At 64.5% G+C, this 12,900-nt stretch carries 11 protein-coding genes; 5 read left to right on the top strand and 6 right to left on the bottom strand.

Annotated features, from left to right (window positions below; translation table 11 throughout):
- Together WCB02_RS41405 and WCB02_RS41400 are read right to left on the bottom strand one after the other, a co-directional pair.
- Positions 1–1,202 (bottom strand): cytochrome ubiquinol oxidase subunit I (locus WCB02_RS41405; RefSeq protein WP_423968658.1); only part of this gene is annotated, 1,202 nt, incomplete at its 3' end.
- Positions 1,203–1,649: 447 nt separating this feature from the next.
- A complete protein-coding gene (locus WCB02_RS41400; protein WP_423968656.1) occupies positions 1,650–1,841 on the bottom strand; it encodes a hypothetical protein in 192 nt (63 codons plus the stop codon).
- Positions 1,842–1,973: 132 nt separating this feature from the next.
- On the opposite strand from WCB02_RS41400, the gene WCB02_RS41395 reads away from it, so the two are divergent.
- From WCB02_RS41395 to WCB02_RS41385, 3 genes are all read left to right on the top strand, one after another.
- Positions 1,974–3,362, top strand: a complete 1,389-nt coding sequence (locus WCB02_RS41395) for an HlyD family efflux transporter periplasmic adaptor subunit (RefSeq protein WP_423968653.1) — start codon at positions 1,974–1,976, stop codon at positions 3,360–3,362.
- Positions 3,359–4,855, top strand: coding sequence for a DHA2 family efflux MFS transporter permease subunit (locus WCB02_RS41390; protein WP_423968650.1), 1,497 nt, complete (start codon positions 3,359–3,361; stop codon positions 4,853–4,855). Before WCB02_RS41395 ends, WCB02_RS41390 begins: the two co-directional genes overlap by 4 nt.
- Positions 4,856–4,939: 84 nt before the next feature.
- Positions 4,940–5,881 carry an aldo/keto reductase gene (locus WCB02_RS41385; RefSeq protein WP_423968648.1) on the top strand — a complete coding sequence of 314 codons (942 nt, stop codon included), beginning with the start codon at positions 4,940–4,942 and terminating at the stop codon, positions 5,879–5,881.
- 130 nt (positions 5,882–6,011) lie between these two features.
- Here WCB02_RS41385 and WCB02_RS41380 read toward each other — a convergent pair whose 3' ends face one another.
- The 3 genes from WCB02_RS41380 to WCB02_RS41370 all read right to left on the bottom strand — a co-directional run bounded on the left by WCB02_RS41380 (position 6,012) and on the right by WCB02_RS41370 (position 9,763).
- Positions 6,012–6,872 (bottom strand): amidohydrolase family protein, encoded by an 861-nt coding sequence (locus tag WCB02_RS41380; RefSeq protein WP_423968646.1) that lies wholly within the window; start codon positions 6,870–6,872, stop codon positions 6,012–6,014.
- Between the two features lie 8 nt (positions 6,873–6,880).
- Positions 6,881–7,906, bottom strand: coding sequence for an aldo/keto reductase (locus tag WCB02_RS41375; RefSeq protein WP_423968644.1), 1,026 nt, complete (start codon positions 7,904–7,906; stop codon positions 6,881–6,883).
- A gap of 96 nt (positions 7,907–8,002) precedes the next feature.
- Positions 8,003–9,763, bottom strand: a complete 1,761-nt coding sequence (locus WCB02_RS41370; RefSeq protein ID WP_423968642.1) for an MOSC domain-containing protein — start codon at positions 9,761–9,763, stop codon at positions 8,003–8,005.
- Between the two features lie 446 nt (positions 9,764–10,209).
- Here WCB02_RS41370 and WCB02_RS41365 point away from each other — a divergent pair, with 446 nt between their 5' ends.
- Positions 10,210–11,181, top strand: coding sequence for an amidohydrolase family protein (locus WCB02_RS41365; RefSeq protein ID WP_423968639.1), 972 nt, complete (start codon positions 10,210–10,212; stop codon positions 11,179–11,181).
- A 99-nt stretch (positions 11,182–11,280) separates the two neighbouring features.
- On the opposite strand, the gene WCB02_RS41360 is transcribed toward WCB02_RS41365, so the two are convergent.
- Complete coding sequence (locus WCB02_RS41360; RefSeq protein ID WP_423968636.1) at positions 11,281–12,294, bottom strand: bile acid:sodium symporter family protein; 1,014 nt, start codon at positions 12,292–12,294, stop codon at positions 11,281–11,283.
- A 112-nt stretch (positions 12,295–12,406) separates the two neighbouring features.
- On the opposite strand from WCB02_RS41360, the gene WCB02_RS41355 reads away from it, so the two are divergent.
- A partial coding sequence (locus WCB02_RS41355) for a LysR family transcriptional regulator (protein WP_423968634.1) occupies positions 12,407–12,900 on the top strand: 494 nt, incomplete at its 3' end.

Below are 12,900 nucleotides of genomic sequence, written 5' to 3'. Positions count from 1 at the left end.
GTCAATGACGGCGAGACGGAAGCCGCGGTACGCAGCAGGCCATAGACCGTCCAGGGTTGGCGTCCAACTTCGGTGACTGTCCAGCCGGCGATGACGGCGATGAACCCGATCGGAGCGGCGAGCTCGCACAGCAGCAGAAACAGCGGCGTGTCGGTGAGCCGGCCGCGCCAGCGCAGCCAGCCGCCGAGCAGCACGATCGCGAGCATGAGCATGGCGCATCCGACCATGATGCGGAAGGCAAAGAACGGTATCGCCACCGGCGGTCGCTGATCGGCGGGGAAATCCTTGAGACCCTTGATTTCGCCATCGAGTTCGTGGGTCAGGATCAGGCTTCCCAGCCCCGGAATCTCGATCGCGGCACGATTGCTCTCGGTCTTTTCGTCGGGGATGGCGAACAGCGTCAAGGGCACAATCCGGCCGGTCTCCCAGCGCGCCTCGATCGCGGCGAGCTTTGCGGGCTGGTACTGCAGCGTGTTGAGACCCTGATGGTCGCCGAGAAAGAACTGCAGCGGCACCAGGACGGTCAGCAGCCACAACGCCATCGACATCATGGTGCGGCCTTCCTCGGCAGACTTCCCGCGCCGAAGCAGATAGCAGCCGACGCCGAGCACGACAAAGCCGGTGGTAATGAAGAATGCGACCACGGTGTGCGCCAGCCGGGACGGGAAGGACGGATTGAAGACGACCTGCAGCCAGTCGACTGGAATGAAGCGGCCGTCGACGATTTGATAGCCGGCCGGAGTCTGCATCCAGCTGTTGGCCGATAGAATCCAGAACGACGAGAACAACGTCCCTATCGCCACCATCAGCGCGGCAAAAAAATGAGCCCAGCGCGGTACCAGCTTTCGTCCGAACAACAGGACGCCGAGAAACGCCGCCTCGAGAAAAAACGCCATCAGGCCTTCATAGGCAAACAGCGGCGACAGAACGTTCGAGACCGCATCCGCGTAGCGGCTCCAATTGGTGCCGAACTGGAACGGCATCACAACGCCGGTGACCACCCCCATGCCGAAGGCGATCGAGAAGATCCTGATCCAGAACATGGAGACCCGAAGATAAACGCCGCGCCCGGTCGCGAGATGGAACCCTTCGAGGACGGCGATGAAAGCCGCAGCGCCGACGGTGAATGCCGGCAGCAGAATATGCCAGCCAATCACCCAGGCGAACTGCAATCGCGAGAGCAAAACCGGATCCAAACCCATCTTTGTCACTCCGCGCAGCTATTTTTGATTTTCCCTTTGAGCTAGAGCGCTCTCGACGATCGTGCCAGTCGTCGCCTGGTATTGCCCGCTTATACCTTGATATTATTGGCTTCCCCTAAGGGTTGTATGGCTCGGCACGCTGGTGGCTTGCAGGATAGCGTTGGGATTCGTTGGAGGAGGAATGAGAAAATGTGTGAGCTATCCTCATCGCGGAGCCGGCGGTTGCTCGCAACAGCGGGTCCCGCGCCAGCGTGCGAATGTTCGCGTTCGCTACCCGCTGGTACTTGCCTCGGCGCAGACCGACGCGCACCTCGACCTGGCATCGACGGATTAGCCTTGTCGTGTTCCGGGGCACCTCCCTCAGTTCGGCGCCCGGCGCCTCGAAATCGCCTACAACCAGACGGAGGGCCGCCGCGACGTCCTTCAGGATCGCAGGATCTTCATCGGCTACGGTTGCCGCTGTCCCGATCGCAAACCGGCCGCGCCCACAGGGCGAACCTCCGCGAGAGCGCCGGGTGTCGCCGCCAGGCTGATCCGCCAATAACGCGCGAGCGTCTCGACATGGCGCGCGCGCATGTTGCGGAACACCGCATAGAGGCCCGGCGGATTGATGCCGGTCGCGGCAGAACTCCTGTCCACGGAAGGACCGCAGTCGGCGGGATTGCGGGAGGCCTCTGCTGCCCGCGTGACCGGCGCCCGTGCTTCATGGCTCCGCTGCCGCGCTCGAGGCGCCGGAAAGCGTACAACATACGATTGAGCTGAGGGCTTGCGATGTCGCTCAATTTTTCGCAACTCGCCGGCTTGGCTGGCGACTGCAGGAAGTCCCGCAAGAGCGAGTCGGCGAGGCAATTGGTGAGCGCCGATGCGACGCGAACGGTCGAGGGCGACGGTTCTGAGCATGACGGCTCCGAACGTGACGATTTCATTGGAATCGCTGAAACCGGCTCTCCCCGTCGAGAGCAATCGCCCGGGCAGGAATCACAATTTGCAGGCAGCGCCAGGATTTCGACGGGATTGGCAGACCCAGCGGTGGAGAGGCAATTCGATCGCGTCGTCGATGGCCCGGCACCCGCCCGCGTGGCCGTGATGCCCCGAAGCAGCGTCAGGGAGCGGCTGCGCCGGCCTCTGATGCTTGCACTGCCGATCGTGCTGGCTGCGTTCGGCGCGGTCTATTACCTCGTCGAGGAGCCTTACGTCTCGACCAATGATGCGTTCATTCGCGCGGCGAAAATAACTCTCAACGCCCGGGTGGCCGGCCAGGCGGTCGAAATCGCCGTTCGCGACAATCAGCACGTCCTGCAGGGACAAGTCCTGTTTCGAATTGATCCGGAGCCCTACCAGATTGCGGTGGATATGGCCGAGGCGCGGCTCGCCAGCGCGCGCCTCCAGATCGGCGGGCTCAAGACGACCTACCGCCAGCAACAGGCCGAACTCGAATCGGCCAAGGATTCGGCCGCTTATGACGAGCGCGAGTATTACCGCAAGAAAGCGCTGGTTGCCGACGATTTCACCCCGCGTGAGGTCTATGACCAGACCGAGACGGCTCTGAAGGTGGCCCGCCAGAATGTCGCATCGATCGAACAGCAGATCGCCAACACCGTCGTTGCGCTGAACGGGGATCCAAATATCGAGGTCGATCGCCACCCGACGGTCCGTGCGGCCAAGGCTCAGCTCGACCGCGCCCGGCTCGACCTCTCTTACGCGACTGTAACCGCGCCCGATGACGGTATCGTGGCCAGGGTCGACGACCTCCAGGTCGGCAACTTCGTCAATCCGGGCACCGCCGTGTTCTCGCTGCTGTCGAGCCGACGCATCTGGATCGAGGCGAATTTCCGCGAAACCGGCCTGACTTACATGCGTCCAGGTCAACCGGCGACGATCGACGTGGACGCCTATCCCGATCACACATTCAAGGCGCACGTCGTCAGCATGAGCCCGGGCACCGGATCGGATTTCGCGGTGCTGCCGCCCGAAAACGCGACCGGCAATTGGGTCAAGGTTGTCCAGCGTCTGCCGGTACGCCTCGAGCTCGACGAGATCGACCCGAACCGGCCGTTGTTCTCGGGCATGAGCGTCACCGCGCGAGTCGACACCGGCCATCGCCTCAGCTGGCGCGATCTGTTTCATCTCCATCACGCACGCGCGATGGAGGTCAAGTGAGCGCCGCCGTCGCATCGAGCCGTGCGGCCTGCGGCCATCGCGCCATCATCGTGGCAGCGCTGATGGCGACCTATATGGAGGCGCTGAACATCTCGATCCCGAATGCGGCCCTGCCACATATCCAGGGCACGCTATCGATGGCCGACGACGAGGTGGGCTGGGCGTTTACCTCCTATATCGCGGCCAACGCCGTCGTGATGCCGATGGCGCGCTGGCTCGCGGGACGCTATGGCCGGAAGACGATCTATCAGCTGTCCCTTGCCGTCTTCGCGCTCGCCCTCATCCTCGACACGCTCGCGACCAGTCCGATCCAGTTCGTGCTCGCCCGGATCGTCCAGGGGGCCGCGAGCGGACCGCTCGCTGTTCTGTCGCTGGCGATCCTGCTTGATGTGCTGCCGCCGGCGCGCCATGCGCGGATCAGCTTGGCGTGGTCGGCGTGCCTCCTGCTCGGCATCAGCACCGGCCCGAGCATCGGCGGCTGGCTCAGCGAATATCACGGTTGGCCCTCGATCTTCTATTTCAGCCTGCCGATGACGGGCTTCATCTTCCTGGCGATGGCGCTCTCGCTGCCCGAGAAGAGCGCCAAACAGAACCCACCCTTCGACTTCTTCGGCCTTGCGACCTTCGCGCTCGGCTTGACCGGCCTGCAGATGCTGCTCGACCGCGGCGAGCGCCTGGAATGGTTCGCCTCGCCGGAAATCTGGGCCGAAGCGGCCGGCTCGGTCCTGGGATTCTATCTCTTTATCGTGCACGTCCTGACGACCGACCTGCATTATCTCGACAAGGCGCTGTTCAGGGATCGCAATTTCGTGCTTTCGACGATCATGGTCTTCGCCGCTGGCTTCGTCCTGCTGCCGACCTTGGCGTTGACCGCGCCGATGCTGGAGGAACTGCTCAATTATCCCGTCGACACCGCCGGCTACATGACCATGCCGCGCGGCGTCACCCTGGTGGGGGTGCTGGTGCTGATGAGCTTGGTTCCGGAACGCATCGACAACCGGCTGTTCGTGATCGGTGGGATGGGGCTCGTGGTCTATGCCCATTGGCGCATGCTCGGCTATTCCCCCGCGATGGATGGGTGGCCAGTGGTCGCCGCGATCCTGTTGCAGGGCGCCGGTCTCGGCGCATTGCTTCCCGCACTCGCCAAGGCGGCGTTCGGCACGCTCGATCCGAAATTCCGCCCCGAAGGCACCGCCCTCTTCAACCTGTCGCGCGTCTATGGAAGCACGATCGGCATCGCGGTCGTCCAGATCTTCTTCTACAACAACACCCAGGCCATGCATCTTGCGCTGGCAAAGGACCTCGCGCCGTACCGCGCCGCCGCGCATGTCGGGGGATCGATCGGCAAGCCAAGCCTTGCCATGCTCAACGACATGGTCACCCAGCAAGCCGCGGTCGTTGCCATCATCGACCAGTTCAAGATCCTGATGTTCGCCATGCTGATCGTGAGCCCGCTGGTGCTTTTTCTCCGCAAGCCGCAGCTGGCCAGTTGATGCCCATGGACCACCACGCGAGGCGCGTCCGTCGAAGCCGTGTGCCATTTCGGCAGTTGGAGAAGTTGAACAAGGGAGTATGACATGGCGACGGCCGATACACTTCGCTATACGAGGATTGATCTTGCCCACGGATCAGGTCGGCTCCCTGCTGTCGGCTTTGGCACGCTGATTCCGGATCCTGTCGCAGCCAGGCTGGCGACCACGACCGCCTTGGACGTGGGATTCCGGCATCTCGATTGTGCGGAGCGCTACCGCAATGAAGCGGCGGTTGGCGAAGCGATCCAGGACGGGTTCAAGGCGGGGACGCTGCAGCGGGAAGATCTGTTCGTGACCACCAAGCTCTGGAACAGCAATCATCGTCCGGAGCGGGTCAAGGCCGCCTTCGACGCAAGCCGCCGGCGACTTCAGCTCGATTATGTCGATTGCTATCTGATCCATACGCCCTTCGCCTTTCGACCCGGCGACGAGCAGGACCCGAGGGACGCGCACGGCCGGGTGATCTACGACGAGGGCGTCACGCTCCTAGACACATGGCGCGCGCTGGAGCACCTGGTGGACGACGGTCATTGCAGGTCGATCGGCGTATCGGACATTACCTTGGAGAAGCTGCGCGAGATCGTTGCGGCAGCGCGGATCAAGCCCGCGGTGGTGCAGGTCGAATCGCATCCGTATCTGCCGGAATGGGACCTGCTCGAGTTCTGTCAGGAGCAAGGGATCGTCCTGCTGGCGTTTGCGGCGCTAGGACATGCGATGGAGCCAAGTGTCGTCAACGATCCCATAATCTCAGCCATCGCACAGCGTGTGCACAAGACGCCGGCGCAAGTGGCCTTAGCCTGGGCGGTCCAGCGCGGCACCGCGTTCCTGACCACCTCGACCAAGCCTCAGCGGATCCAGGAGAACTTTGACATTTCGACTCTGCCGGAAGACGCGATGCGGGAGATTCGCCAGCGCATCACCACGAATGTCCGGTTCAACGCGGTGGTCGAGACCGGCGTGCCCGGATTTATTCCGCGAGCCCGTTGAACCATGGCTAGCCGACAGATTCCGTAAAAGTCGTCATCCAGCACGGCATTCCGTCTCTCTGCGTGCGCGGCTGTCGGATGCAGATGGCGGTCGGCGATGTCCGGCGGAAGGACCAAGACATCTGTCCTCTTCAACCTGGCCTCCGTCCTCGATCCCTGAGATAGACGCGGGCGGCGCTGCCGCCAAAGACAGCGGCCCTGTCGAACGGCGAGAGATCAGCCAGCAAGGTCTCGGCGGCAGCGAACCATGCGGCATAGCCGCCCGCCAGATCGACGACGGGCCAATCGCTGCCCCACAGCAGGCGCTGTGGCCCGAAGCAGGTCACGACATGATCCACAGCCTGGCGCAGATCGGCGATCTGCCAATCCGGCGCGGCCTCCGTCACCAGTCCGGATAGCTTGCAAACGATGTTGGGGTGTTGCGCAAGCAGCGCGATATCGCGGCGCCAAGTCCTGATCTCACACGCAGCGATCTCGCCGGTCGCAAGCCGCGGCTTGGCGCAATGATCGAGCACGAATGTGAGATCGGGATGGCGGCCGATCACGTGCAAAAGCCGCGGCAAATGGCGCGGCAGCAGCAGCGCGTCGAACACCAGGCCGTGTCGTGCCATCGCCGTCAGCGGCCGCACCAATGCCGGATTGAGCAGCCAATCGTCATCGGCAATGTCCTGCACCATGGGCCGCAGCCCGACCAGCAGGTTCCGCGCCGCCAGCGCGTCGATGCGCGCGACAGCGTCCGCCGCGTCGAAATCGGTCCAGCCGACCACGCCGCGCACGACCTCCGTGCTGTCGGCGATATCGAGCAGAAACATCGTCTCGGCCTCGGTCGGCGCGGCCTGCACCAGAATGGTGCCATCGATGCTGGCGGCAGCGAGATGTGGCGCCAGATCCTGCAGCTGGAAGTCGCGATAGATCGGCGCCAGAGCGCGCGTCAGCCAGCCATAGTCGCCTCGCGCCAGAGTCCAGAGATGATGATGCGCATCGATCCGCATCGGCGCAGCTAATTCGGGACAGGCGCATCGGCATCAAGCAGATGCTCGGCCTTCAGATCGCTCCAGAGTGCGGCCGGCACCTTGGTGGCGAGTGCAGCGACGTTGCGTTCGACCTCGACCGGGGTTTGCGCCCCCAGCACGAGGCTGACGACGGCCGGATGGCCCAGCGCGAAATGCAGCGCCGCGGTCGGCAAGGCAACGCCATGGGCGCGACAGACGCGTTCGATATCCGCCACCCTTGCCAGGATGGCAGACGGCGCGTCCTGATAGTTGTATTTGGCGCCGGCAACGGCGCCGGTGGCCAGAATGCCCGAATTGAAGACGCCGCCGAGCAGGACGCCGATGCCCTGTCGCTCGGCCAGCGGCAGGAATTGCGCCAGCGCCGGCTGCTCCAGCAGCGAATAGCGCCCGGCGAGCAGCATGGTGTCGAACGATCCGGCCTGCGCGAAACGCACGCACATCTCGGCCTCGTTCACGCCGATCCCGATGCCGGCAACCACGCCCTCGCCGCGAAGCCGGTCGAGCGCCACATAGGCGCCAGCCATCGCCTCGCGAAACCGCTCCTCGATCCCTTCGGCGCCGTGGGTCCAGACATCGACGTCATGGATCAGCAGCAGGTCGAGCCGGTCGGTCCCGAGCCGCAGCAGCGACTGCTCCACCGAGCGCATGGTGCCATCATAGGAATAGTCGACCACCGCGCGGTGCGGCTGGCCGCCGACAAAGCCTGAACCGTCGTCCGGCCTTTGAAACGGATCCATCCAGCGCCCGACCTTGGTACAGAGCACGATGTCCCGCCGCGGCACGCGCCTGATCGCCGTCCCGCAGCGATGTTCCGCCAGTCCGCGCCCATAGAGCGGTGAGGTGTCGAGCAGATTGACGCCGAGATCGAAGGCCCGCTGCACCGCGGCGATCGCCAGACCGTCGTCCAACCGGGCGTAGAGATCGCCGAGCGGCGCGGTTCCGAATCCGAGAACCGAGACGTCGAGCCCGGTCCGGCCAAGCACGCGACGCGGAATTGCAGGCGCCGGAATCATCGCTACCCCCGAGTTGATGGCTCTTTTGACAGGAAAGCCTGGCCATGAACTCTGAACCCAGGTCTGCCTGGTAGCAAGTCATCAGGACTCATGCGGTCACAAATCAATAACGACGTCGCCCTCGGGTCGCGCGCAGCAGATCAGCAGATTGCCGTCCGCCGGGGCGTCGACCGGGTCGGGGCGGTAGCCGATCCTGCCCGCCACGAGGCCGCTCTCGCAGGTGTGGCAGACCCCGGTCCGGCACGCCCACCGCACCGGCACGTCGCACGCCTCGGCCAGCTCGAGCAGGCTCTGGAACGATGAGCCCCAGCGGACATTGAGACCGCTGCGGGCAAACGACACCGTTGGTCCCAAGCCGGCCGCACCTGCCGGCAGATGCGGCGGCGGGCGCGGCGAAGCCGCAATGCCTGGCGTTCTGGATGGTCCGGCGCCGAACATCTCGGTATGGATGCGATCCGGCGCGACGCCCAATTCGGCGAGGCCGGCACTCAGATCGCCCATGAAGCCCGGCGGTCCGCAAATATAGAAATCACCGTTGCGTGGTACGTCGAGCTCCCGCAGCACGCGCGCGTTCAGGCGCCCGGCAGCGTCGAAATCGACATTGGGCCGATCCTGCGGACCGGGCGAGCTGTAGCAGATGTGGCTATGGCAGTGGACCAAGGCTTCGAGTAGTCCACGCACCTCCGCGGCAAACGGATGGTCGCGGCCGCTGCGGGTTCCGTAGAGCCACCAGATGTCCCTCGTCGACGCTTTCGCCGCCAGCGCATGCAGCATCGCCAGCACCGGCGTCACTCCGATTCCGGCGCTCAACAGCACGACAGGCGTGTCGCCGGGCTGCAGCGTGAAACTGCCGCGTGCCGCGCTGGTCTGCACGACGTCGCCAACCGCAAGCTTATCGTCGATATAGCCGCTGGCCGCGCCATGGACCTCCCGCTTGACGCTCACGCGATAGAACGTGGCGCCGGGCTCCCCCGACAGCGAATAGCTGCGCATCAAGGCAGGCGCTGATGCCGGCCCCAGCCGCAGCACGACGAACTGCCCGGGGAGCGCGGTTGCGACGGGCCGTCCGTCGCTAGGTTCGAGCAGCAGCGAGACCACGTTGCCGCTCTCGCGCAGCTTGCGCGAGACCCGAAACGGGCGGAATCCTGACCATGCCGGAGGCGGGCTCGGCGCCTTGTTGAGGCCGGCATTTCCCGTCGTGACGCCGCCGTCGTGGTCCTGTGCGAGCAGCGCCTCGAAGGAACGGCGCCAGCCGACGCTCAGCATCGGAATGCGCAGCGCACGCTCCAGCTGATCGCGGGGATGACCGGGCCGATAGAGCAGCGCGCTGATCTCGGACACGCTCATGCGCTCAGGCCCGGAGGCAACCTGCGTGATATCGCAGCCGGCCTCGACGTTTCCTTCCTCCAGCACGCGGCAATAGAAGCCGGGCCTGCCGTGCTTGACCAGCAGCGCCGCCATTTGCGGCTCGTTCATGCGGATGCCCAGCCGGTAGCAGGTGACACGCGGCTGCGTCACCTCGAACAATGCGCCGCCGATCCGGTAGCGGTCTCCGATGCACACCTCTGCATCGGGCAGCCCATCGACGGTGAGATTCTCGCCGAACTGCCCAAAGACGAAGTCGTTTCGTCCGAGCTGGTCCTGCCAATAGCGATAGGACTCCATCTGATACACCAGCACCGCCCGGCGTTCGCCCCCGTGACCGGCCAAGTCGCCCTGTCCGTCGCCGTCGATGTTGAGGCGGCGCACCATGCGCGGCCCCTCGACCGGCGCCTTCCAGATGCCGGTATGGACCGTCCTGCCTTGCCAGTTCACATCGCGCGGCAGGCCGACATTGACTGCAAGCAGACGTGCCATCAACGTTCCTAACGATCATCGCCGCGATTTCGAACTGAGCCGGAACCCTGCGCCGGCCGCCGGCGCAAAACTCATGACCTCGTCCTCGGTGGCCTCTCCTTGCTACCTGCCACCTCGAGCGATTCCAACAAGTATCGTGAGATTGCTGATGTCACATGCAGCTTCCCATTCCACCTTCGGAAGAGGCGGCTCATATCAATGTATGAGTGGCGAGCATGACGACATGCGGGATCGGACCAGGCATGATCTCGCGCCATCGTGATCGTTGACGCTCGAGGCTTTTTCCGCGTGTCATCGCGTCCGGCTATGGTTGGCGTTCTGCGCCGAGCCGATCGTTGGGCAGAGCTTCCGCGTCGCCCGGAAAATCGCCACCATTGGCCCCAAGCGTCGGAGTTTTGTCGGGAACTCGCGGCTTGCGGGGATCCTACGCCAGCGGAGCAACGGCCATGCGCACCATCACGCTCGAAGAGCATTTCGCCACGCCGGGCTTTCTAGATGGCCCGGGCCGCGATCTCAAGGAACAGGCGCGCCAGGTCGGCAGTCGCGCCGAGCGGCTGATGCGCGACCTGTGCGACCTCGGCGAGGGGCGGATCGCTCAGATGGACGAAGCCGGCATCGACATGCAGGTCGTCTCGCTGACCTCTCCCGGGGTCGAGCAGCTGGACGCCGCCGAGGCGGTGGCGCTGGCGCGCGACACCAATGACGCGCTGGCCGGCGCGATCGCCAGGCAGCCGAAAAGATTATCCGGTTTCGCCGCGCTGCCGATGGCGGCGCCGGATCGGGCGGCCAAGGAGCTCCAACACCGCTTCAGCACTCAGGGCTTCGCCGGAGCCGTGATCAACGGCCATCAGCGCGGTCGCTATCTCGACGACAAATTCTTCTGGCCGGTGCTGGAGGCCGCGGAAGCGATGGGCGCGCCGATCTACCTGCATCCGACCAAGCCGCCCAAGCCGGTGCTGGACACCTCGTTTGGCGGGTTTGCAACGCTCGTCACCGAGATGCTGGCGGGCCCGGGTTTCGGCTGGCACATCGAGACCGCGGTGCATGTGCTGCGCATGGTGCTGGGCGGCGTCTTCGACCGCTTCCCGAAGCTGCAGATCGTGATCGGCCATATGGGCGAGGGCCTGCCGTTCTTCATGCAGCGGGTCGACGTGATGCCACTCGAGCTGACAAAGCTGAAACGCCCGGTCAGCGCCTATTTGCGCGACAATCTGCATTACACCTTCGCCGGCTTCAATTTTCCGCCGACCTTTCTCGATCTGCTGCTCGAGATCGGGGTCGGCCGCATCATGTTCTCGGCCGACTATCCCTACGGCTCGATGGCCAAGGCCCGCGCGTTTCTGGACCAGATTCCGGTTTCGGCCGCGGACCGTGCGCGGATCGCACATGGCAACGCGGAGAGCCTGTTCAGGCTTTGAGCGGTGATGATTTCGCAATGGCAGGCATCGCACGTGTTCGTTCGCGGGCTTAAACGTGGGGCATCGATTTCGCCCGTGTGAGCTCGCGGCTTGATAGAGCTACGCACCCATCCCGGCTGCACTCACTGCATGCCCTTCGGTCGCCGGGACCCGGCGTGCGGCGTAGTGCCGTGCCAGCGAGGCGCAGACCATCAGTTGGATCTGATGGAACAGCATCAAGGGAATGATCACGAGCCCGATATGCCCGGCGAACAGCAGGGTCGCGATCGGCAGGCCGCTGGCAAGGCTTTTCTTCGATCCGCAGAACACGATGGTGATCTGATCGGCACGCGAAAAGCCGAGCTGCCTGCTGGCAAAGGTCAGGATGCTCATCACCGCCGCAAGCAGCGCGACATCGACCAGCACGACCTTGAACAGATCCGCCGCATCGACCTGGTGCCAGATGCCATTCACGACGCCGTGGCTGAACGCCGAATAGACGATGAGCAGGATCGAGCCATAATCCACGCCCTTCAGCGCGCGCGCATGGCGCGTGACGAAAGCGCCGAGCCACGGCCGCAGCAGCTGACCGGCGACGAAGGGCAGCAGCAGCTGCACCACGATGGCCAGTACCGAGCGCGCGGAGATGTCGAGGCCATGGCGCGTGAGCAGGACACCGGCGATCAGCGGAGCGAGAAAAACGCCGAGCAGGTTCGAGGCGGACGCGCTGCACAAGGCCGCCGGCACGTTGCCGCCTGCCACCGACGTGAAGGCGATCGAGGCCTGCACGGTCGAGGGCAGCGCGGTGAGCAGGATCACGCCGGCCCAGAGCGGCTCGGGGAGCAGATTTGGCGCCATCAGGCGGGCGAAAAGTCCGAGCAACGGAAACAGCACGAATGTGCTCAGGAACACCGTCGTGTGCAGTCGCCAGTGCCGCGCGCCAAGCAGCGCCGTTTCGGGCGACAGCTTCGCTCCGTGCATGAAAAACAATAGCGCGATGGCGGCATCCGTGAGCCAGCCGACCGCGACGGCCGCTTCTCCGCGAGCCGGCATGGCGGCGGCGAAAGCCACAGTCAGCAGGATGGCCGCCAGGAAGCCATCGATGCGGGACCAGATCGAGCGGACCGCGGTCATTTCCAGCTCCTTCACTTTCGGGATGATCTGCCCGCTTGATATCGCTTCGCACTGGCCATTGTGAATACCGAATACAGCGATTATTGTAATCGCATATTGTGATGATGCGCCCATGCTGGATCCCGTTCTGCTGCAGACCTTCCTGGCGATTGCCCAGACCCGGAGTTTCACTCGGGCCGCCGAGCGGCTCGGCCTGCGCCAGTCGACGGTCAGCCAGCACATCCGGAAGCTCGAGGACGAGGCTGGACGCCGGCTGTTCGTCCGCGATACGCATTCGGTGACGATGACGGCCGATGGCGAGGCCATGATCGAGTTCGCGCGAGGCATCGTGGCGGCGAATGAGCGGGCGGAGCGCTATTTCGCAGGCTCGAAGTTGCGCGGCCGGCTGCGGTTCGGCGCGTCGGAGGATTTCGTGACCTCGCTGTTGCCCGAACTGTTGCGGGAGTTCGTTCGCACCCATCCGCTGGTCGAATTCGAGCTCACGGTCGGCATGAGCGGCGAACTCAACCAGAGGCTCGAGCGCGGCGAGCTCGACCTCGTCTGCGGCAAGCGTCGTCCGGGAGAGGATCGCGGACGCGTGGTCTGGCGCGACCGGCTGGCCTGGGT

The sequence above is a fragment of the Bradyrhizobium sp. genome, from assembly GCF_049581145.1.
Classification (GTDB): Bacteria; Pseudomonadota; Alphaproteobacteria; order Rhizobiales; family Xanthobacteraceae; genus Bradyrhizobium.
This window is presented reverse-complemented; position numbering and strand designations above follow the sequence as displayed.